Origin of the sequence: Ensifer sp. ENS09 (assembly GCF_014852425.1) — a bacterium.
GTDB lineage: Bacteria > Pseudomonadota > Alphaproteobacteria > Rhizobiales > Rhizobiaceae > Ensifer.
Genome location: NZ_JACVBP010000004.1, coordinates 858,732 through 880,599, shown reverse-complemented (window position 1 = coordinate 880,599; position 21,868 = coordinate 858,732). Strand labels below are relative to the sequence as shown.

Genomic DNA, 21,868 nt, shown 5'->3' with positions numbered 1-21,868 from the left:
AAAGTGGGTGGCCGCCGTCTCTGAAATCCGCCTGCGAGGAAGGGATCATGTCCGCCTATTTGTTCAACCGTGTCGCTCAGGCCCTATTTGTGCTTTGGGCCGCATTCACGATCTCGTTCGTGCTGCTGCAGGCAATGCCCGGCGACGCGATCCTCATCAAGTTCCAGAACCCCGATCTCGGCCTGAACGCCGAACAGGTCGCCGAAATCCGCGCTTCCTATGCCGCCGACAGCTCCGTGCCGGTGCAGTACGCGCGGACCATCGGCAACTTCCTGGCCGGCAACTTCGGCTACTCTGTTCAGGCCGGCGTTCCGGTTTCAAGCCTGCTCGCCGCGCATCTGCCGGCAACGCTAAAGCTCGCGGGGCTCGGCTTCGGACTAGCCGCGGTCCTGGCGATCATTATCGCTTTCCTCTCCAGTCTCGCGCCGTTCGGCTGGCTGCGTGGCGCTTTGCAATCGGTTCCCTCGCTTTTCATTTCGGTCCCCACCTTCTGGCTCGGCATTATGCTCATCCAGATCTTCTCCTTCCGCCTGAAGCTCGTGCCGGTCATCAATCCTGGTCCCTGGCAGGAACTGATCCTTCCGGTCGCGACACTTGCCGTGCCGATTTCCGCGCCGCTGGCGCAGGTGCTCGTGCGCAACATCGATGAGGTGATAACGCGCCCCTTCGTCGCTGTGGCGCGGGCAAAGGGTGCGACCCACCTTTGGGTTCTCTGGCGGCACGTCGCAAAGAACGCCCTGCTGCCGACGCTGACGATCGCCGGTGTCCTCTTCGGCGAACTGATCGCCGGGGCCGTGGTGACGGAGACCGTCTTCGGGCTGAACGGCATTGGCGGGCTCACCGAACGCGCCGTCGGCAGCCAGGACGCCGCCGTGCTTCAGGCGATCGTCGTGCTGTCGGCACTGGCCTTCGTGATCATCAATCTCGCTGTGGACCTGCTCTATCCGGTGCTCGACCCACGCCTCAGGACCAAAACGGGAGCCGTTGCATGACGACCTTCGATACGCTTCACGATGACGCCGTTGCGGCGCCAAGGGCAAAGAGTGAACGGCGCAATGGCGCGGCATCGCGGCTGCGCCGCGTACCCCTAGGGTTGGCCTTTTCCTGGCTTATCCTTGGCACCGTCTTCCTCTGGGCGGTCGCCCCTGCGCTCTTCACAGGTTACAACCCAGTTGAAGGCGTCGGTGGCGCGCAGTTGCAGCGACCGAGCGCTGACCATCTGCTCGGAACCGATGCGCTCGGGCGCGATCTCTATGCGCGCATCGTCTACGGGGCCGTTCATTCGCTGACCGGTGCTTTTGTCGCCGTCGGGCTGGGCCTTGCTGTTGGCACCGGTTTCGGCGTCGTCGCCGGCTCGGTGCGGCGTCGCTTCGACGATGCGATCATGCGCGCCGTCGACGTGCTGTTGTCGATCCCTCCGCTGCTGCTTTCGCTCAGCATCATCATCCTGCTCGGCTTTGGAACCGTGAATGCGGCAATCGCGGTCGGCGTTACCTCGGTCGCAGGTTTCGCCCGATTGGCGCGGGCGGAAGTCGTGCGCGTGCGTCGAAGCGATTATGTCGAGGCCGCCTTCGGCAGTGGCGGAACCTTCGCCTCGGTTCTGTGGCGCCATATTCTGCCGAATTCCCTGACCTCGGTCGTCGCCTTTGCCGCGCTGCAATTCGGATCGGCCGTTCTGCAGATTTCGACGCTCGGATTTCTCGGCTACGGCGCGCCGCCGCCGACCCCGGAATGGGGGCTGCTGATCGCTGAGGGGCGCAATTACATCTCGACTGCCTGGTGGCTGACCACCGCACCCGGCATCGTGGTCGTCCTCGTCGTGCTGGCTGCCAATCGCGTCAGCCAATCCTTCGGAAGGGCCGCAGCATGACCGTCATACCTGGATCGTTTCCGCCCGTTCTCGAGGTCGAGGGCCTCTGCATCGCCTATGCTGACGGTAGCGGCGAACGCCGCGCCGTTCACGACGTTTCGTTTCGCATCAATCCAGGTGAGGTTGTGGCGCTTGTCGGTGAATCCGGTTCCGGCAAGACGACGACGTCCCAGTCGATCATCGGTCTGCTCGCTGCGAATGGCCGGATGGAGCAAGGTAGCATCAAGCTGAACGGAACCGATATTGCCCGCTGGACGGATCGACAACTGGACACGGTGCGCGGCGCGAGGATCAGCCTTGTGCCGCAGGATCCGGGAAGTTCGCTCAACCCGGTCAAGACGATCGGCTCGCAACTCGGCGAGATCTTTCGCATCCACAGGGCGCTGCGTTCCGACGAGATCGAGGCCCGCGTCATCTCCCTTCTTGCCCGGGTCGGGTTGAGCGAGCCGGCGCTTCGAGCGCGGCAATATCCGCATGAACTGTCCGGCGGCATGCGCCAAAGGGTGCTAATTGCGATTGCGATTGCGTTGAAGCCACAGTTGATCATTGCCGACGAACCGACGAGCGCGCTCGACGTCACTGTCCAGAAGCACATTCTCGATCTGATCGACGAGTTGCGAACGGAATATGGCACGGCCGTGCTTCTGGTGACCCACGATCTCGGTGTTGCCGCCGACCGCGCCGATCGGATCGTCGTCTTGCAGGGCGGCTGGATCCAGGAGCAGGGCGCAACGGGTGCGATACTTGCCGCACCGCGCAGCCCCTATACGAAGCAACTGCTCTCAGACGCGCCGTCCTTTACCTCGCCCCCGAGGTTGGCAACCGTTCGACCACCCGTTGCGGAGGCTCCGGACGATATCGTCGTCGTCGAGGGGCTTGTCCGCGAGTTCGTCCGCAAGGACGGCGGTTCCCCGCTACGGGCCGTCGACGAGCTGAGCTTCCGCGTCCGGCGGGGAACGACCCACGCGATCGTTGGGGAGTCCGGATCTGGGAAGACGACGACGATCCGCAGCATTGTCGGCTTTGACAGGCCGACTGCCGGCCGGATCTCGATCGACGGAACCGAAGTTTCGGGGTTGACCGGAGAAGACCTTCGGCAGTTCCGCCGTAAGGTCCAGCTTGTCTACCAGAACCCCTACGGCTCGCTCGACCCGCGCCAGAGCGTGCTGCAGATCGTTACCGAGCCGCTGACGAATTATCCGGGACTTCGGCGTTCTGAGCGCGAGGAGAAGGCAAGGGCGATCCTAGGCCGTGTTGGCCTGCCGGAGGACGCATTTGCACGGCGGCCCCACGCGCTTTCCGGTGGCCAGCGGCAGCGCGTTGCCATCGCCCGGGCGCTCGTGCTCGATCCGCAGTTGGTCGTACTCGACGAAGCGGTATCCGCACTCGATGTGAGTGTGCAGGCGCGCATTCTCGACCTCCTGGACGAACTGCAGTGCGATCTCGGGCTCACCTATCTCTTTGTTTCCCACGACCTCGCCGTCGTGCGCCAGATCTCCGATACCGTTTCGGTTCTGAAGGACGGGCGACTGGTCGACGGCGGAACCGCTTCCGACGTCTTCGAAAACCCGCGCAGCGATTACACCCGTGAACTGATCAATGCCATCCCCGGACGCAGGCGCCGGGTCGCGGCCTGAACAACCGACGACAGACAGGACCGACCATGATTGAGACGACGCCACGCAAACGCCTTGGCTTTTTCACCCGACTGCTCGACGACGTACCGGCAGGCACTCGCTACTACTACGCAAAGGAGCAGATCGTGACGGCCGAGCGATTCGGTTTCGACACGGCCTGGGTGGCGCAGCACCATTTCCACGCGGACGAAGGCGGCCTTCCGGCGCCACTGGTTTTCCTCGCCCATGTTGCAGCCGAGACGACGCGTATCCGTCTCGGGACCGGTGTCATCACCCTGCCGCTTGAAAATCCGATCCGCGTGGCCGAGGACTCCGCCGTTTTCGATCTGCTCTCCGGCGGGCGACTGGAGGTCGGGTTCGGGACCGGCGGCACGCCATCCTCATTCTCGGCCTTTGGCCTGCAAAGCGCCGATCGCGGCGCGATCTACGGCAGGCATCTGCAAACCGTTCTCGACGCTTGGGCAGGGCGTGGGCTGCCCGGCGGCGATCGCGTCTATCCTGCAGCACCGCAACTGCTCGACCGCATCTGGCAGGCAACCTTTTCCGTGGCGGGCGGTGACCGGGCCGGGCGTGCCGGCGACGGCCTGATGTTGTCGCGCACCCAGCCGCGGCCGGAGGGCAATCCGCATGCTTCACTGGCGGAGCTGCAAAACCCGATCATCGACGCCTATCTGCATGCGCTTCCTTCCGGCCGCGCGCCGCGTATCCTCGGTTCTCGCAGCCTGTTCGTCGCCGACAGCCGCGCCGAAGCGTTGCGGCTTGCCGAGGTTGGGTTGAGACGGGGCGCGGAACGGCTGATCGCCAGCGGCCACGCGGTTCCAGGCAATTCACTTGCCGATCTGATCGCGGCCTTCGACGTACACGTCGGCTCTGTTGACGACGTCATCGCCAGCCTTGGCGCTGACGAGACGCTGGAGCGTGTCACCGACCTGGTGTTCCAGGTCCATTCCGTCGATCCGCCGCACCCACTGATCCTGCGCTCGATCGAGCTCATCGCCACCAAGGTCGCACCCGCGCTCGGCTGGTCGCCGCAGGAGAAATTCCATGCCCGGCGTTTCGGCGCCGTCGGGTGAAACGGATTGCTTTCCCATCTTGCAAAGGAGACGACGTCATGACCACTACGTCACCGGATATCATCGATCTGCTGGCCGGCATCACTGCCGGATCGGCGCTCGACCGCATTCGCGCCCACCGGCCGGAAACCCGCGAACAGGCACAGAAGAGCTATCTCGCACTCTTTCAGCCCGCGGATTTCGGCGACGTGTCGGCGGCGGATCGGCATGCGATCGCAAGTTTCGTTGCCGGCCTCCACCGTCAGGCCGACATTTTCGAATTTTACACAAGCCCGTTCGAGGATAGCGACACCGATCGCTGGTTGATCGAGGTCATCAAGGCCGAGATCGGGGCAGGACGGGCAACAGGGCCATACGGCAACTATCCCGACGGGCCGCTCAATGGAGAGAACCAAACCGGCCCGCTCTACCAAGTATCGCAGTCAAGTCGCGAGGCGCTCGGCCCCAAGCTGTCCGCGGCGCTGGAGCACGCCCACCTGCTCGTCTTCCATTTGCGTGATGCCAGCCCGCAGGCGTTGCAAGCCTTGCTCGACGCTGGCTGGACGACAAATGGTGTCGTGACCCTGTCGCAGCTGGTTTCCTTCGTTGCGTTTCAGATCCGTGTCATCACCGGTCTTGGCTTGCTGTCGACCGCCACGAAGCGCGCTGCGGCTTAAGAACTCAAGAGGACATGCGAATGACCGAACACGCCATCATTCCGATCGTTGAAAATCCGCCTGTTACCTTCACGCAGGCCGAGATCGGCTGGACACCGTGGCTGCAGCCTTTGCCGGAGGAAGAGTTGACGGAGCCTCACCTCAAAGGCCTGGTCGAGGCTGGGCGGGCTAAGTCGCCCTACTTCCGTCTGCTGGTGCGCGATCCGGAAGTGCTTGAGGCGCGCACGAAAACCGACAAGGACATCTTCTACAACACCCACTCGGGCCTGCCGCGCGCCGAGCGAGAACTGGCTGCGACCGCGGCGTCGCGATACAATGGCTGCATCTTCTGCGCTTCGGTCCATTCGCGCTTTGCTTCGCATCACTCCAAACGCAGCGAGGATGTGCAGAAGCTCCTCGACGAAGGTGTCGAAACCGATCTCGGCGAGCGCTGGAATGCAATCGTCGCCGCATCGGTGGCACTGACAGCGACCCCGCCTGCCTTCGGGGAGGAGCACATCTCCCGACTTTCGGCAGTGGGCCTCGACGAGCTGGACATCGCCGATGTCATCCACGGCGCTGCCTTCTTCAACTGGGCAAACCGGCTGATGCTCTCACTTGGGGAGCCGACACCGGCAAACTGAGCCGCACACGCGATCCGCCGCAGGCGGCACCACACATAGAGAGCCCGCAATGTCGAGAGATGTTGCGGGCTTTTGCATGCGTGTCACCCCACGTGTCTCCCAGCTGTGCGCGGGCGCAACAGATTCCGCGTTAGCGGTGAAACCTTGGGGGCAGCATGCGGCAGGCAATGCAAAACGATTGCATTCACACGCAAACGCTCATGCCGGCTCCGGGCGAAGTAATCCGGCCTATCCTAAGTCTTGAACAAGAAATGGTGGCCGATTTTACTTTCGCCATGGAAAAAAGCCCGCAACTTCTTGCGAAGTTGCGGGCTTCTTTCGTCCGAATTTAATCGGATTAGAAGTTACGCTGCAGACGGACGAAGCCGAGAACCTGGTCGTTCGAGCCGCCACCAACGGTGTCGGTGTCTTCGTACTGAACCGATACGCGGGTCGCCAGACCTTCGGTGATCGCGTAGTCAAGCGTAACGCCAGCGCGCCACTTGGAGAGGTCGTTGTTGAAGTCGTTGCCGGTGCGCAGGCTATCCCAGTACTGAACGCCTGGGGTGATCTTCAGCTTGTCGGTTGCCTTGAAGGCGTACGACGCAGCAACGGTCCACTCCGAAGCGTTCCAGTATGCGTTCGGGTTCGAAGCCCAAACACCAGCGACCTGGAAGACACCCGGACCGAGGTCGGCTGAGAGCAGAGCGCGGATTGCGCCTTCTTCGTATTCAGAGTCGTAACCGCCGAGCAGGTCGAAGGAAACGCCACCGAGCGTCGCCGAAACGATGGCTTCAACACCAACGCCGTTGGCCTTGGTCGAGGTGCCTTCGAGTTCGTCAACGGCGATACCGGCCTGGAACGAACCGCCGTCATAAAGGTAGGCGATCGAGTTGAATTCGGTGACGTTACCGATCGAGTCGGTTTCGCCGTTCAGGCCCTTATCCCACCAGCTGTAGAAGAAACCGGCCTTGAGGCCGCCGAGCTGGATGTAGGCTTCATCGACGTCGATGAGGCTGTCGCCACCATCGGTGTCGTTGTCGGCGTTGAATTCAGCAGCGAAGAAGCCGGTGAGCGTGCCGTACTCGGTGTCGCTCTTGGCGTCGAACGAGATGTAAGCGCGCGAGAACGAATCCCAGTCCGACGTGGACTGACCATCCGGACGGCCGTCGCCGTTGTTGTCACGCTCCTGGTTCCAACGACCGTCAGCGGCGTCGCGGCCGAAGGAGGTCTGGAAGCGGACGAAACCACCGATCTTGAGGCAGGTTTCGGTGCCCGGGATGTAGAAGTAGCCAGTGCCGAAAGCGTCGCAAACGCGAACGTATTCCATGGGCTCCGGCTCGGCTGCAACGATGGCGTCGGCGGCCTGGGCGCCGGAAACTGCTGCGAGAGCAGCAGCGGAGCCGAGAAGAAGGCTTTTGATAGTCATTCGATCGATCTCTCTAATGGTTATCAAGGTCAACAAGGCCCGGCCCTGGTGTCCCCCAGAGATTTATCGGTTACCTCGCTCGCGCTGCTACGAAATGAACCACTGCGATGACTCGCAGCGGGCAGCGGCGACACCGCTATCACAAAAAACAAGACAGTTATGTAACAAACGCGTTTTGGGCGTTTGTTAATAGCTATTACTATAAACTGTTGCATATGGGCAACTATAATATATTTCTAAAATAAGATTATCTTGCAAACGATAGTAATGAATCCGAATTATATTAAAGACGAAGTCTTCATATGACAAAATGCTCTCATAAAAACTTCACAGTTTGCAGATTGACGTCTTGATTTCGTTATTTTACGTAGATCCGGCCTTTGAGAAGAGAGGCTTCCGGTGAAAGCGCCGTCAACTATCAACAGTTGGCGGCGCAATTATTTTCTAGGGGTGTGTTCGGAGGCTTTTGGGCTTCTCGGGTGCCCGGGAAGTGGCCTGCGTAGATCTACTGCGTCGTCGCCGCAGCAGACGGATCGGTGTTTCGCCTTACGACCTTGCCTTCCTCGGCTTTGTAGAAAAACTGACTTGAGACGAGCCAGCCCTTGAGGGGGCGAAGCGGCGGAATGCAGGTCAGCAGCATGAAGGGGCCGGTCACCAACAGGTGTATCCAGAGCGGCGCGCTGTATTGAACTTCCAGCCAGACGCCAAGAAAGACGCTCGGCACGCAGGCAAAGCAGATGACGAAGAATGCAGGGCCATCGGCCGGATCGGCGAAGGAGTAATCCAGGCCGCAGACTTCGCATTCCTTGCGCATCTTCAGGAAGCCGTTGAAGAGGTGCCCTTGCCCACAGCGGGGGCAGCGACCGCGCAAGCCGGTCTGCATGGGTGGGATTGGCGGCCAGTCACTATCGGAAGACATGTATGTTCCTTTCAGGCGTTCTTGCTGGCGCTTGGGGTTTGCGCCGAAATTGCCTGGATAGGCGGCCAGCCACTTCTTGGGGCCGTCTCAGGCTTGCCAAGATTAGGCGCCGAAAAACATACATTGTCAATTTATTGTATGCATACATATGTGCGACAATTTCGCCACCGGCGTTTACACCACGAAGCTGGAAGCGGCCGGGGGCTGGCCGATAAGGTCAGTGATGACGAGAAGGCTGCGCCGCAACTCCGCGTGGTTGGCAGCAGCGCCGAGACCGAGGCGGACGGCTTCCGGTGGCGTGCCGAGCGCAAAGGCGTCGCTTGCAACGACGCTGATCCCGGCCGCCTGCAATCGCGCGCTCAGTTCGCCGCGTGTCCAGGGGGATGGCAAGTGCAGCCAGGTGTGGAAGGCGTCCGGGTTCGTTTGAGCCACGTTGGCGGGAAGAAGCTCCGAGACGATGCGCTGTCGCGCCGCGGTCTCGCTGCGAATGGCTGCGAGCACGGCGTCAGCCCTCCCGTCCTCGATCCAGCGCGTGGCGATTGCGGCCGCAAGAGGGGACGCCATGCCGACCGTGGCGCGGATCGCGCCCTCGATGCGGACCGAGCTTCGGCTGTCCGGAACGACGAGATAGGCGATGCGCAAGGCGGGCGACAGGCATTTTGCAAGGCCGCCGACATAGTAGACGAGGTCCGGCGCCAGCGCTGCCAGCGGGCGCGGTGCGGAAATGGGAAGAGCGCCATAGGCATCGTCTTCGATGATCGCTACGTCGTGCCGCCCGGCGATAGTGACGATCGCCTGGCGCCGCTCGAGCGAAAGTGTCGTCGTCGTGGGATTGTGAAGCGTCGGATTGCAATAGAGCGCTTTCGGCGCTTCCTTCGCGCAGAGTTCTTCGAATGCCTCGGGCAACAGGCCTTCGCTGTCCATGGCGAGGCCACGCAGCCTGATGCCGAGGTGTGCTGCGAGCGCTCGGAGCCCGGGATAGGTAATCGCCTCGGCGCAAATCATGTCACCGGCTTTGGTCAGGCTTCCAAGCGTCGCAAGCAGAGCCCCTTGCGCGCCGGCGGAAATCAGCACGCGCTCCGCCGGAACCGCGCCCAGCCTGGGTTTGAGCCACGCGGCCCCTGTCGCGCGATTGTGCAGGGCGCCGCCCGGCGGCTGGTATCGCATCAGCAGTTCAAGACCGTGATCGGCCTGCAGCGCCGCCATGTCATCCCAGAGACAAGCGGCGAGAATTCGATCGTCGAACAATGGCGGCAGGTTCATGCTCATGTCGACGAGACCGCCAGTCGGCGTGCCGCTGGCACGCACACGTCGCGTTTTCACGTAGGTGCCCTGGCCGACCCGGCCTTCGACGAGGCCGCGATGTCGGGCCTCGTTATAGGCGCGACTGACCGTGGTGAAGTCGATCCCGAGCGCCTCGGCCAGCGTGCGCTGCGGCGGCAGCCGCATCCCCTCGGACAAGCGCCCTTCGCCGATATCGGCCGCGATGGCGTCGGCGATGGCGAGATAGAGCGGCCCATCCGATTTGCGGATTGCCGGTTGCCACGAAATTCCCAAGCGTTCGTCCGCCATCGCGAATACCTCCTGCTGAATTGTATGGATATTGCATGTGTTTCGCGGTTCAGGCAAGTGCTCGTAGCGGATAAGGCAAGCGGCAGGCCGCGAGCAAGCGTCACCTAGCGTGACATGCTCACCGTTGTCAGCAATACGCCGAAGCCGACAAGCAGGGCACCGAAGGCGCGATCGATCCAATGGCGAAGCGCGATTAGGCGACGTCGTACTGTGCCCGACGAAAAGAACAGGGCGACGATCGTAAACCAGATCAGATGTGTGGCAGAGATGAACGCTCCGTAAGCCATTTGGACGGGCAGCGCCGTGGTCGGCTCGACGACCTGCATGAAAAGGCTGACGACAAAGATCGTCGTTTTCGGATTGAGCGCGTTGGTCAGAAACCCCATACGCAGCGCGCCGAGATCGGAGAGCGCAGGAGGTGCGGCCATGGCGGCCTCTTCGGCTGGTTTCGCGCGCAGCATCCGGATGCCGAGCCAGATCAGATAGGCGGCGCCGACGAGTTTCAGCAGGGTGAAGAGAAGCAGAGACTGACGGATTAGAAGGCCGACGCCGAGCAGAGTATAGGCGACATGGACCCAGACGCCTGCGGCGATACCGAGCGCCGTCAGGACGCCGGCCCGCCGCGACAAGAGCAGGCTGTTGCGCGTCACCATCGCGAAATCCGGCCCCGGACTGATGACGGCGAAGATTGTAATGGTCACTACAGCTAGCAGTTCGGTCATTGTCTTTCCCGTTCGTCTCTTTCATTACTGCTTCAATAGTTTGATCGATGAGAAACGACTAACGATGAGTTCTGACGATTTCGGTGATTTTTACTCACAGATGAAAGCGCCACGGCTTCCGCCGCTTGCGGCGCTGCGCTGTTTCGAGGCGGCGGCCAGACTTGAGAGCTTCAGTCGCGCCGCGGACGTGCTGCATTTGACGCATGGCGCCATCAGCCGCGCAGTCCGTCTTATCGAAGACGATCTCGGCGTGGCGCTGTTCGAGCGCCGCAGTCGGCGTGTCTTTCTGACAGAGGCCGGGCGGAAGCTGGCGGCGGCCGTGCGCGAAGGCTTCGGTCTGGTGGAGAATGCTGTCCGGGAGATCAGGGAAGTGTCGCGAACGCCGGCGCTGGTGGTCTCCTGCGAGCCGACACTTTTGATGCGCTGGCTGATACCCCGCCTTCCGGATTTCCAGGTGCTGCACCCGGATGTGTCCGTCCATCTTGTTGCGGGTGGCGGGCCGGTACCCTTGGGACGAGGTATCGATCTGGCGATCCGTCGCGACGATTTCCCCTGGCCGGAGGGCACTCATGTGGTGCGGCTTTTTCCGGAGCGAATAGGTCCGGTTTGCCGCGCGGACAAGGTCACCGCGTTTTTCGACGCAGCCGAAGCCGGCTCCTCGCCCAAATTGCGGAAGGATGCGGTCCCCTTGCATACGCGAACGCGACCAGAAGCGTGGGAGACTTGGGCGAGAATGGTCGGCTGTGCCGCCCAAGAGCAGCGCGGCCAAGTCTTCGAGCATTTCTACATCAGCCTTCAGGCGGCGATCGCCGGGATGGGCGTCTCGATCGGGCCCTGGCAGCTTGTTCGCGACGATATCGACAATGGCATCCTGGCCGCGCCGTGCGGCTTTTTCGAAGACGGTTCGGCTTATCATCTGCTGTCGTCGGCGCCGATCGGCGAGCGCGGACCGAGCGCGGCGTTGCGCGACTGGCTGCTGGACGTATCGATCTGAAACGGACCGTTTTCATTTCTGTCATTTGCATAAAGGCGAGCAACGTCATACGTTTAACGAAGACGTGCGCATGACCGGCGATGCCAGTTGGCGGAAAGGCGCGCGAAGCACCTGATATGCAATCGATTCGACCTTCGGGTCCTGGAGCGGCGCCATGAACATCCTCAAAATCAATCTCGGCCAGGAGCGCGGTAAGCTGCGCCCGGCTCGCGCAACGGCATCGAGGATCGTGGCCGACGTCATGAAAAGACTGGTCGTTCCGGCGGCTGCTTTGGGCCTTGTCGCGTTCGCGGCGCCGTCGATGGCGCAAGCGGCCAGTTGCAAGGATTCGGCATCGCCCGGAGCCGACTGGACCGACTGCAACAAGAAAGCGCTTATGCTCGGCGGCAGCGACCTTCAGGGTGCCAATCTCGTAAACACCGACTTCACCTTGACGGATCTGCGCGGCGCGAACCTGACGGAGGCCAATCTGGAAAAGGCAACTCTGGTTCGATCCTCGATTGCGGGAGCGACGGCGAATGGCGCGAACTTCTCCAAGATCGAAGCCTATCGCTGCAACTTTGCCGGCGTCTCCGCCGAGAAGGCATCGTTCGTGAACTCCGAGCTGCAGCGGGCCAATTTCAGCGGCGCCCGCTTGACGGGCGCAAGCTTTGAGAAAGCCGAACTGGGCCGAGCCAATTTCGACAAGGCGGAGCTTACAGGAACCCGGTTTACGCACGCCAATCTTTCGCGCGCGGACCTGACCAGCACGAGTTTTTCCGGCCCGATCGATTTCCAGGGCGCGTTCATGTTCCTGACGCGTATCGAGGGCGTTGACCTGTCGGAGGCAACCGGACTTGAGCAGGAGCAGGTCGACATGACCTGCGGCGACAGCTCGACCAAGCTTCCCACCGGCATGAATGCGCCGGCGGGCTGGCCCTGCGCCAGCGACTAACTCCCGTCACAGAGCATCGGCTTCCGGCCGGCCGTTATGCCAGATGCTGCTTGGCGGCAATCGCAAGGCATTCCTTGAAGGCTTGTAGGTCGGTCAGGCGATCAGCCTCGGGTACTTCGCGCTGCACGAGCCTGCCTTCCCGTCGCAGAACGCCGCCATCGAGCATCAGGTTGTCGGCCATATCGAAGTCTTCGATGCTGATCCCGTCCGGACCGGCCATGCGGCCGTCGGGGCGCAGGGCGGCGTTTCCGCCGTAGTGGTCATGCAGGATGCGCTCGTAGTAGCTGCGGGCGGTGTTCGTATAGGCATAGACATGCTTGCCATGGCCGCACATGAAGCCGAGTTCGAACACTGTGCCGACGTCGGCGCTGATGCCGCGAAACGGCGTCAGGTTGGCGATGATCATGTCGGCGGCAAGCATCATGCCTTCGTCGACGGCGTAGATTGCAAGGCCGCGCTGATGCTTGGTCGGAGCCGGCGGGATCTCGAGATCGCCCGGCACCAGCGGCGTAAACCCGGCAGCGCGCGCCAGTTCCGCCTTCAGTTTCTGGATCTCAGCCGCATTGGGCAGAAACACTTCCGGGCCAGCGAGATAGACTTTCACGCGCATTCCTCCTCACATTTTCGAGCGGCCAATCTAGGAGAGCTGCAGCCAAGAGCCTAGCCATGGACGTCAGCTTGCCCACGGATTTTTGGAGCGGGGGAGGCTGGCGGGCCGGCTGGCGTGTTCTGCGCCGGCGGAGACGCCGTTGGCCCAGATCAGCTTCGGCCGATCCCGGCATCTTTGAGCATGCCACGCGGGCGAGCCTGAAATGCCGGTAACCTGAAATCTGCAGCAGAAGTCTCCTCCGAAGGTGATCGCAACCGTTGCCACCGTTGCGCGCACCGCCGTTTGAGAAGGCTCACGTGCTGTTGCCGGCTCGGTATCCGTCACGTTTACATGCAGAAACACGCGTAAACGTCAGTGTTTTCGGTCGAATCCGGTTCTTGCGACGATTTTGCACCGTGTCCGTGCGCGGCTTGCCTGCCGAGGCTCGGCGGTTTCGATTCGCCCGACAGTTGCTGCGTTCCCTGAAATTTCCCCATGCCTTTGTTCGTCGACGAGTGGGCGTCTTTGCCGTCGAATGCGACTTTAAACAATCATGCATACAAAATTGTCGACAAAATAGTTGACATTGTCGCCGACAGCTTCAAATCTAGGGCAACTTGCTCACGAGTGGGTGAGGGCGCCTGCATATGGCGACTGATGAGAAAACAGAGGGAACGACATGAAACTGAGAAAGCATCTCCTCGCGGGGTTGGCATTTGCCTTTCTCGCATCCTCGGCCTCCGCCGAAACGCTGCGTTGGGGTAGCCCGCGGGATATCTTCTCGCTCGACCCCTATTCCTATGGCAGCACCTCGAACCTGGCCTTCCTCAACCACGTGTACGAAGGCCTGACGCGCTATACGCCGGAGTTCAAGGTCGAGCCGGCGCTCGCCACGAGCTGGGAGATGGTCAAGGACAAGGTCTGGCGCTTCCATCTGCGCAAGGGCGTAAAGTTCCAAAACGGCGCCGAGTTCAACGCTGACGACGTCGTCGCCTCCATGGCCCGCGTCAGCCATCCGACCTCGCCGCTGCGCGGCAACATTCCGGCCTATGTCTCGACCACCAAGGTCGACGATTACACGGTCGACATCGAAGTCAATTCGCCGAACCCGCTCTTCCTCAACGACATGACCAACATCTTCATGTTCGACAAGGACTGGCTGGTCGACAACAAGTCCGAGCTGCCAACCGATGTCGGCGCCAAGGTCGAAGGCTACGCCACCTACAACACCAACGGCACCGGCCCGTTCAAGGTCGAATCGCGCGTGCCCGACAGCAAGACCGTTCTCATCAAGAACGACGGCTGGTGGGATACGCCGAAGCACAATCTCGACCGCATTGAATTCATGCCGATTACCTCGGCCGCAACCCGTGTTGCAGCGCTGCTTTCGGGCGAAATCGATCTGACCGATGGTGCGCCGGTTCAGGATCTTGAGCGCCTGAAGAGCTCGCCGGACATCAAGGTAATCGAGCGCACTGACCTGCGCACCGTGCACATGGTCTTCAACCGTCACGAGACCTTCGCCGACGGTCGCGAAAACTTCTTCAACAACATCAAGGTGCGCCAGGCGATTGACCATGCCATCGACCGCCAACTGATCTTCAAGCGCGTGATGCGCGGCAAGTCGCATGTCGCCGGCACCATGGTTGCTCCGGAAATCCCGGGCTACAGCGCCGAACTCGATGTGCCGACCGCCTATGATCCGGAACTCTCCAAGAAGCTGCTCGAAGAGGCAGGCGCCGTCGGCAAGGAGTTCACGCTCGTCTGCATGAACGACGAAAGCGTCAACGAGGAAGACGTCTGCAGCGCACTGGTCTCTATGCTGTCGCGCGTCGGCCTGAAGCCAACCCTCGACATCGGTCCGCGCGCCGTGCAAGCGCCGAAGCGCGCCGGCGGCAAGTCCGACGCCTACATGATCGGCTGGGCCAACGAGCCGACGCTCGATGCCTATTCGATCCTGGTTCAGGTTCTCTCGACCCGTGAAGGCGCGGCCGGCGTCGCCAACTATGGTGGCTGGTCCTATCCGGAACTCGACGCGATGGTGAAGAAGGCCGCGCTCGAGATGGATCACGACAAGCGTCTGGCGATCGAAACCGAGGCGCTGAAGTTCGCCAAGGATGAGGTCATCATGATCCCGTTGCACCAGCAGCCGATGGCCTGGGCAATGTCGAAGAACGTCACGGATGTGACCATTCGGGCCGACAACAAGCCGCGTCACTGGCTGACCCGTATCGGCGATTGAGTTTTCCTGCCCCGGCAGAGCGTGCTTTGCCGGGGCTCCTCATTCAGCGAGAAACCCAATGATTGTCTTTCTCATCAAGCGGCTGGCCAATGCCGTGCTGGTCATGCTCGCCGTCGCGCTGCTCGCCTTCCTGATCTTCCGCTTCGCCGGCGATCCGGTCGAGTTGATGGCCAACGAGCAGATGTCGCAGGCCGACCGTATCGAGCTGCGCGAAAAACTCGGGCTCAACGATTCGTTCCTCACCCAGTTCGGTCGCTTCGTCGGCAATGCCGCCCAGGGCGATTTCGGCATCAGCTACCGCAACGGCCAGGACGTGATGAAGCTCATTGCCGAGCGCTTCCCGGCAACGATGGAACTGGCGCTGGTCGCAACCGTCCTGTCGCTCCTGATCGGCCTTCCACTCGGCGTCCTGACCGCTATCCACCGAGGGCGATGGTATTCCGAGGGGTTGCAGTTCGTCAGTATCATCGGCGTCTCCTTGCCGAGCTTCGTCGTCGGTATCCTTCTGATCCTCGTCTTCGCCGTGACGTTCGGCCTCGTACCTGCTTTCGGGCGCGGCGATGTGGTGCAGCTCGGCTGGTGGAGCACCGGCCTGTTGACGTCGTCGGGCCGCGCGTCGCTGCTTCTGCCGTCGCTCGCACTCGCGCTCTACCAGATCACTCTGGTCATGCGTCTGGTGCGCGCAGAAATGATGGAAGTGCTGCGCTCGGACTTCATCAAGTTCGCACGCGCCCGTGGCGTGCCGCGGTGGCGGATATATTTCCGACATGCGCTCAGGAACTGTCTGATGCCGGTTGTCACCATGACGGCGATGAACTTCGGCTCGCTGATCGCCTTCGCGCTGATCACCGAAACCGTGTTCCAGTGGCCGGGCATGGGCATGCTCTTCATCCAGGCGGTCACCTTCCTCGATATGCCGGTCATGGCGGGCTATCTCTGCATCGTCTCCTTCATCTTCGTCACGCTCAATACGCTCGTCGATATCGCCTATGCGGTCATCGATCCGCGGTTGCGCGATGCAACCCGCTGAGGTCGTTGCCATGACAGATCACGTCCAGCAAACCACACCTGCGCGCAAGCCTTCGCGGCTTGCCCGCTGGCGCCAGAGCGATCTCTGGTGGTCCTTCACCCACAAGCCTTCGGCAATCATCGGCGCGATCATCCTTACGTTCCTGATCGTGACCGCCTTTGCAGCACCATTGATTGCGCCGCAGAACCCGTTCGATCCGGCCCAGCTCGAGCTCTGGAACTCCGAGCTGCCGCCGATCTGGGAAGCCGACGGCCAATGGCCCTACGTGCTTGGCACGGACACGCAAGGGCGCGACATGCTCTCGGCCATTCTCTATGGCTCGCGCATCTCGATCCTGATCGGTGTCGCCTCGGTCGTGCTTTCGCTCGCCGTCGGCCTAAGCCTCGGCCTCGTTGCCGGCTATTTCGGCCGCTTCATCGACAACTTCCTGATGCGCATCGGCGACGTGCTTCTGTCGATCCCGACAATCCTGATCGCGATCCTCGTCAGCGCCGTCGCGCGCCAGATGCTGCCGCCGGAACTCAGGGATGTCGGCTCTGCCGCCGTTCTGGTGCTGGCGATCACGCTCAGCGCCTGGGTGCAATATGCTCGTACCGTGCGTGCCCAGACGATCGTCGAACGCGGCAAGGAATACGTGCAGGCTGCGCGCCTTCTGAAAACGCCGGCTCGGCGGATCATGCTGAAGCACATCCTGCCGAACACGCTGACGCCGATCATGGTTGCTGCGACCCTGAACTTCGGCATGGCGATCCTGACCGAAGCGACGCTTTCATTCCTGGGTATCGGCATGCCGCCGAGCCAGCCGAGCCTTGGAACGCTGATCCGTCTCGGCAACCAGTTCCTGTTTTCGGGCGTATGGTGGGTGGTGCTCTTCCCCGTCGTCCAGCTTTGCCTTCTCGTCGTCTCGGTCAACCTTCTCGGTGACTGGCTGCGCGATGCGCTCAATCCGAAATTGAGGTGAATGATGTCCAATCTCCTGATCCGTAACGTCAGGCCCAACGCCGGCGAAGCGACCGACATTCTCGTGCGCGACGGCAAGATCGCCACCTTCGGCAAGGGACTTGCCTCCGATGGCGTGGCCGCGGAAGACGGCAACGGCCATATCGTGATCTCCGGTCTGATCGAGGCGCATACCCATCTCGACAAGTCGGTCTGGGGCATGCCCTGGCACGTCAACGCCAAAACCGCGACGCTGCGCGAACGCATCGATTTCGAACGCGAGAAGCGGCTTGAAATCGGCATTGATCCGCACCGCCAGTCCATGCGTCAGGCGATCATGCTGGCCGCCAATGGTGCAAGCCACATCCGCAGCCATGTCGACATCGACACCACCCATGGCCTCCGGCTGATGGAAGGCATCATCGAAACCCGCCAGGCGCTGAAGGATGTCATCGATATCGAGATCGTCGCCTTCCCGCAGTCGGGTCTCGTCACCCGGCCCGGTACTGTCGAGCTGCTCGACCAGGCTCTGAGCAATGGCGCTGAAGTCCTTGGCGGCATTGATCCCTGCGGCATCGACCGCGACCCAAAGGGCCATCTCGACGCGATCTTCGGTCTTGCCGAAAAACACGGAAAACCGATCGACATTCACCTTCACGAGCAGGGCGAGCTCGGCGCCTTCAGCATGGAAATGATGTTCGAACGCATCCGCGCGCTCGGCATGCAGGGCAAGGTGGCGATCAGCCATGCCTTTGCACTCGGCGCGCCGGATTATCTGCGCGTCGGCGGCCTGATCGAACAGATCGCCGAACTCGATATCCGTATCGTCACCACCGGTTCGCCGTCTTCGACCGTGCCGTCGATCTTGCGTCTGAAGGATGCCGGCGTGAAGGTTGCCGCCGGTTGTGACGGTATCCGCGACACCTGGGGTCCGTGGGGCCAGCCCGACATGATGGACCGTGCCCGCATCCTCGGCATGAAGAACGGCCTGCGCCGCGACGTCGATCTCGAACATGCGCTTTACGTCTGCTCCAAGGGCGGCGCCGACGTCATGGATATCAAGGGATATGGCCTCGATGTTGGCTGCGATGCCGATTTCACCCTGCTCACCGGCGAGACGCTGGCGCATGCCGTCGTCGACGTCGCGCCGCGGCCGCTGGTCGTCAAGCGTGGCCGCGTCGTCGCCCGCAACGGCGTTGCGGAGGTGGCGATCCCATGACCAACATCAAGGATTTGACGCTCGGTGAGCGCGCCGAAGGACGCACGCTTCTGACAGCGCAATGGGTGCTCGGGCACCGCGACGGTTCGCACCGGCTGATCCCGAACGGCGAAGTCGTCATCGAGGGCGGCACGCTGCTCTATGTCGGTCCCCGCTTTGAGGGTGAAGTGGTACGCCGCATCGATCTCGGCGCTGCCATGATCAGCCCCGGGCTGATCGACCTCGACGCGCTCTCAGATCTCGACACGACGATCCTTGCGATCGACCATCAGCCCGGCTGGGCCAAGGGTCGCGTCTGGCCGCTGAGCTACATCGAGCGCGGCCCCTATGAGATGTACACGCAAGAGGAACTGGCGTTCCAGAAGCGCTTCGCCTTCGCGCAGCTTCTCCTGAACGGCATCACCACCGCAGCGCCCATCGCCTCGCTCTTCTATCGCGAATGGGGCGAGACGGTTGCTGAATTCGCCGCCGCATCCGACGCCGCAGGTGACCTCGGTCTTCGCGTTTATCTGAGCCCGGCCTATCGCGCCGGCGGCATGATGGTGACGGCGCCGGGTCAGCTCGAAGCGATCTTCGACGAGGCAAGGGGCCTGAAGGGCCTCGACGACGCGATCGGCTTCATCCGCGAGCATGAAGGTCGCCATGGTGGTCTGGTGAAGGGCCTCTTGGCTCCCGACCGGGTGGAAACCTGTACCGAGAAACTGCTGGTGCGTACCGCCGATGCCGCGCGCGACCTCAATTGCCCGATCCGGCTCCACGCCGCACAGGGCACGATGGAAGTCGACACCGTGCGCCGTTTGCATGGCAAGACGGCGCCGGAATGGCTGGCAAGCTTCGGTTTCTTGAGCGACCGGCTGATTGCGCCGCACGCAACGCAGGCGACCGACAACGATCTGCGTCTCTATGCCGAAAATGGCGTGAGCATCGTGCACTGCCCGCTGGTTTCGGCCCGCGGCGGCAGCACGCTGAACTCGTTCCGCTCTGTGAAGGCCCGCGGTGTGAATATTGCCATGGGCACAGACACCACGCCGCCGGACATGCTGATGAACCTGCTGGTCGGCCTGATTGCTGCCCGCGTCGTCGAAGGCGACCCGTCCGCGGTCAGCTGCGCCGATCTCTTCGACGCCGCGACACTGGGTGGCGCCAAGGCGCTCGGCCGCTCGGATCTCGGTCGCCTGGAAGCGGGCGCCCGTGCCGATATCGCCGTCTTCGATCTCATGGACCATCACATGGCGCCGGCGATCGATCCGATCACGACGCTCGTCGTCGGTGGTTCCGGACGCGTCACCAAGGCGGTCTTCGTCGATGGCCGTCTGTCGATGCGCGATGGCGAGGTGGCAGGCTTCGATATGAACGCGGCACGCGCACAGGCGCAGGTCCAGTTCGATGGCCTGATCGCCAAGTATCCGGAGCGGAGCTTCGGCCATCCGCCGGTCAGCGAGATCTTCCCGCCGAGCTACCCATTGGAGGTACAGCGATGACTGAACATGCCTCATCGGCCGTGCTCGACGTGCGCGGTCTCTGCGTCGAATTCCCTGGTCGCCATGGAACCGTGCAGGCGCTGTCCGACGTTTCGCTCAGCATTCGCCCCGGCGAAATCCTCGGCGTCGTCGGTGAATCCGGCGCTGGAAAGTCGATGACCGGTCTTGCCGTCCAGGGACTTCTGGAGCCGCCTGGCCGCATTTCCGGCGGCGAGGTCTGGGTCGGCGGCCGCCGCATCGACCAGCTCGACGACAAGCAGATGCAGCAGGTCCGCGGCCGGCAGATCGGCGCAATCTTCCAGGATCCGCTGACGTCGCTGAACCCGCTCTTCACTGTCGGGGCGCAGCTTGTCGAGACGATCCGTCTTCACTTGAAACTGTCCAGGGCCGATGCCAAGGCGCGTGCCATCCAGCTCCTGAAGGAAGTCGGCATTCCGGCGCCCGAGGCACGCTACGATCACTATCCGCATCAGTTCTCGGGCGGCATGCGCCAGCGCGTCGTCATCGCCCTGGCGCTCGCTGCAGAGCCGAAGCTGATCATTGCCGACGAGCCGACGACGGCGCTCGACGTCTCGATCCAGGCGCAGATCACCTCGCTGCTTCGCCGTCTTTGCGACGATCACGGAACGGCGGTCATGCTTGTCACCCACGACATGGGCGTGATTGCCGAGACGGCCGATCGCGTGGCGGTCATGTATGCCGGGCGTCTCGTCGAGATCGGCCCTGTGGCCGAGGTACTGAAAAATGCCCGCCATCCCTATACGCGCGGCCTGATGGGCTCGATCCCGGCGCTTGGCCGCCGCGTCGAGCGGCTGAACCAGATCGACGGTTCCATGCCGCGTCTGAACGCGATCCCCGCCGGCTGCGCCTTCAATCCGCGCTGCCCGGATGCCGGACCGCGCTGCCGCAAGGATCGGCCCGAACCGGCGCCGGTCGGGACCGGCGTCGCCGCATGCTGGCTCAATGCAGGAGGAGTGCTATGAGTGATGCCCTGACGGTCAACGACCTGACCTGCAATTTCGACGTTTCGGCACCCTGGCTGAACCGGGTGATCGAGCGCAAACCGCGGCAGTTCGTGCGCGCCGTGGATGACATCAGCTTTACCGTACCCATGGGCGGCTGTCTGAGCCTCGTTGGCGAATCCGGCTGCGGCAAGTCGACGGTGGCGCGGCTGGTCACCGGTCTCTATCGCGCCAGCGAAGGCGAGGTGCGGTTCGCACCGAGCAAGAACGGCGAGCCGCTCTCGGCTCAGATGATCTTCCAGGATCCCTATGCCAGCCTCAATCCGCGCTGGCGGGTGCGCAACATCATCGCCGAACCGCTGCGCGAGTTGAAGCTGCGCAACTCCGAAGCCGAGATCATGGAACGGGTCGGCGAGCTGCTCACGATCGTCGGCCTTGCGCCCTCCGATGGCGCGAAGTTTCCGCACGAGTTTTCGGGCGGCCAGCGCCAGCGCATATCGATCGCCCGCGCGCTTGCCGGCGAGCCGGAGTTCCTCGTCTGCGACGAGCCGACCTCGGCGCTCGACGTATCGGTCCAGGCGCAGATCCTCAACCTCATGCGCAAGCTGCAGGACGAGATGGGGCTGACCTATCTCTTCATCAGTCACGATATGAGCGTGGTGCGTCACATGTCGGATCGGATCGCCGTCATGTATCTCGGACGCATCGTCGAGGAGGCCGACACCGAGACGCTCTTTGCCAATCCGCGGCATCCCTATACCCAGCTGCTGCTGGAGACGATCCCGGATATCACCCATCCGAAGCGCGGGCGCAGCATTGCGGCAAGCGAAGTGCCGAGCCCGCTGAACCCGCCGTCCGGCTGTACCTTCCATCCGCGTTGCCCGTTTGCAGACCAGCGCTGCAAGAGCGAGCGGCCGGAGATGCGCAGCTTTTCTGACGGTTCGCGTGCCGCCTGTCACCGCATCGAAGAAACGGTGAAGGCGATCAACGCAGCGTAA

At 62.3% G+C, this 21,868-nt stretch carries 20 protein-coding genes; 15 read left to right on the top strand and 5 right to left on the bottom strand.

The window, feature by feature from the left end:
• The first annotated feature begins 47 nt into the window (after positions 1-47).
• From IB267_RS24350 to IB267_RS24325, 6 genes are read left to right on the top strand one after another with little or no spacing between them, the layout of a single operon-like run.
• Positions 48-992: an ABC transporter permease gene (locus IB267_RS24350; RefSeq protein ID WP_192449956.1), complete on the top strand. Its 945-nt coding sequence runs from the start codon at positions 48-50 to the stop codon at positions 990-992.
• Positions 989-1,870, top strand: a complete 882-nt coding sequence (locus tag IB267_RS24345; RefSeq protein WP_192449955.1) for an ABC transporter permease — start codon at positions 989-991, stop codon at positions 1,868-1,870. Before IB267_RS24350 ends, IB267_RS24345 begins: the two co-directional genes overlap by 4 nt.
• Positions 1,867-3,507: an ABC transporter ATP-binding protein gene (locus IB267_RS24340; RefSeq protein ID WP_192449954.1), complete on the top strand. Its 1,641-nt coding sequence runs from the start codon at positions 1,867-1,869 to the stop codon at positions 3,505-3,507. Before IB267_RS24345 ends, IB267_RS24340 begins: the two co-directional genes overlap by 4 nt.
• Before the next feature lie 26 nt (positions 3,508-3,533).
• Complete coding sequence (locus IB267_RS24335) at positions 3,534-4,580, top strand: putative FMN-dependent luciferase-like monooxygenase (protein WP_192449953.1); 1,047 nt, start codon at positions 3,534-3,536, stop codon at positions 4,578-4,580.
• 38 nt (positions 4,581-4,618) lie between these two features.
• Positions 4,619-5,236 (top strand): CMD domain protein, encoded by a 618-nt coding sequence (locus IB267_RS24330; protein ID WP_192449952.1) that lies wholly within the window; start codon positions 4,619-4,621, stop codon positions 5,234-5,236.
• Positions 5,237-5,256: 20 nt separating this feature from the next.
• Entirely contained in the window at positions 5,257-5,859 is a 603-nt protein-coding gene (locus tag IB267_RS24325; RefSeq protein WP_192449951.1) for an alkylhydroperoxidase domain protein, read from the top strand.
• 337 nt (positions 5,860-6,196) lie between these two features.
• On the opposite strand, the gene IB267_RS24320 is transcribed toward IB267_RS24325, so the two are convergent.
• The 4 genes from IB267_RS24320 to IB267_RS24305 all read right to left on the bottom strand — a co-directional run bounded on the left by IB267_RS24320 (position 6,197) and on the right by IB267_RS24305 (position 10,411).
• Complete coding sequence (locus tag IB267_RS24320) at positions 6,197-7,267, bottom strand: porin (RefSeq protein ID WP_192449950.1); 1,071 nt, start codon at positions 7,265-7,267, stop codon at positions 6,197-6,199.
• A 505-nt stretch (positions 7,268-7,772) separates the two neighbouring features.
• On the bottom strand, positions 7,773-8,186 hold the full coding sequence (locus IB267_RS24315) for a DUF983 domain-containing protein (protein WP_192449949.1): 414 nt from the start codon (positions 8,184-8,186) through the stop codon (positions 7,773-7,775).
• Between the two features lie 174 nt (positions 8,187-8,360).
• Positions 8,361-9,758 carry a PLP-dependent aminotransferase family protein gene (locus IB267_RS24310; RefSeq protein WP_192449948.1) on the bottom strand — a complete coding sequence of 466 codons (1,398 nt, stop codon included), beginning with the start codon at positions 9,756-9,758 and terminating at the stop codon, positions 8,361-8,363.
• Positions 9,759-9,862: 104 nt separating this feature from the next.
• Complete coding sequence (locus tag IB267_RS24305) at positions 9,863-10,411, bottom strand: LysE family transporter (RefSeq protein ID WP_246810802.1); 549 nt, start codon at positions 10,409-10,411, stop codon at positions 9,863-9,865.
• On the opposite strand from IB267_RS24305, the gene IB267_RS24300 reads away from it, so the two are divergent.
• The gene (locus IB267_RS24300; protein WP_246810801.1) at positions 10,398-11,474 is read left to right on the top strand and encodes a LysR family transcriptional regulator; all 1,077 of its coding nucleotides are present in this window, start codon (positions 10,398-10,400) and stop codon (positions 11,472-11,474) included. The genes IB267_RS24305 and IB267_RS24300 overlap by 14 nt on opposite strands.
• 241 nt (positions 11,475-11,715) lie before the next feature.
• Positions 11,716-12,408: a pentapeptide repeat-containing protein gene (locus IB267_RS24295; RefSeq protein WP_192450049.1), complete on the top strand. Its 693-nt coding sequence runs from the start codon at positions 11,716-11,718 to the stop codon at positions 12,406-12,408.
• Positions 12,409-12,442: 34 nt separating this feature from the next.
• Here IB267_RS24295 and IB267_RS24290 read toward each other — a convergent pair whose 3' ends face one another.
• Complete coding sequence (locus IB267_RS24290; RefSeq protein WP_192449946.1) at positions 12,443-13,018, bottom strand: nucleoside 2-deoxyribosyltransferase; 576 nt, start codon at positions 13,016-13,018, stop codon at positions 12,443-12,445.
• Between the two features lie 658 nt (positions 13,019-13,676).
• On the opposite strand from IB267_RS24290, the gene IB267_RS24285 reads away from it, so the two are divergent.
• The 7 genes from IB267_RS24285 to IB267_RS24255 are packed head-to-tail and all read left to right on the top strand — an operon-like array spanning position 13,677 to position 21,868.
• Positions 13,677-15,239: an ABC transporter substrate-binding protein gene (locus IB267_RS24285; RefSeq protein WP_060539346.1), complete on the top strand. Its 1,563-nt coding sequence runs from the start codon at positions 13,677-13,679 to the stop codon at positions 15,237-15,239.
• Positions 15,240-15,297: 58 nt separating this feature from the next.
• Positions 15,298-16,269: an ABC transporter permease gene (locus IB267_RS24280; RefSeq protein ID WP_192449945.1), complete on the top strand. Its 972-nt coding sequence runs from the start codon at positions 15,298-15,300 to the stop codon at positions 16,267-16,269.
• Between the two features lie 10 nt (positions 16,270-16,279).
• Entirely contained in the window at positions 16,280-17,230 is a 951-nt protein-coding gene (locus IB267_RS24275) for an ABC transporter permease (RefSeq protein WP_043621313.1), read from the top strand.
• A 3-nt stretch (positions 17,231-17,233) separates the two neighbouring features.
• Positions 17,234-18,427, top strand: a complete 1,194-nt coding sequence (locus IB267_RS24270) for an amidohydrolase family protein (RefSeq protein ID WP_192450048.1) — start codon at positions 17,234-17,236, stop codon at positions 18,425-18,427.
• Positions 18,424-19,908, top strand: a complete 1,485-nt coding sequence (locus IB267_RS24265; protein WP_192449944.1) for an amidohydrolase family protein — start codon at positions 18,424-18,426, stop codon at positions 19,906-19,908. Before IB267_RS24270 ends, IB267_RS24265 begins: the two co-directional genes overlap by 4 nt.
• Positions 19,905-20,891 (top strand): ABC transporter ATP-binding protein, encoded by a 987-nt coding sequence (locus IB267_RS24260; RefSeq protein ID WP_043621306.1) that lies wholly within the window; start codon positions 19,905-19,907, stop codon positions 20,889-20,891. The genes IB267_RS24265 and IB267_RS24260 overlap by 4 nt, the downstream gene beginning before the upstream one ends.
• A complete protein-coding gene (locus tag IB267_RS24255; RefSeq protein ID WP_246764830.1) occupies positions 20,888-21,868 on the top strand; it encodes an ABC transporter ATP-binding protein in 981 nt (326 codons plus the stop codon). Before IB267_RS24260 ends, IB267_RS24255 begins: the two co-directional genes overlap by 4 nt.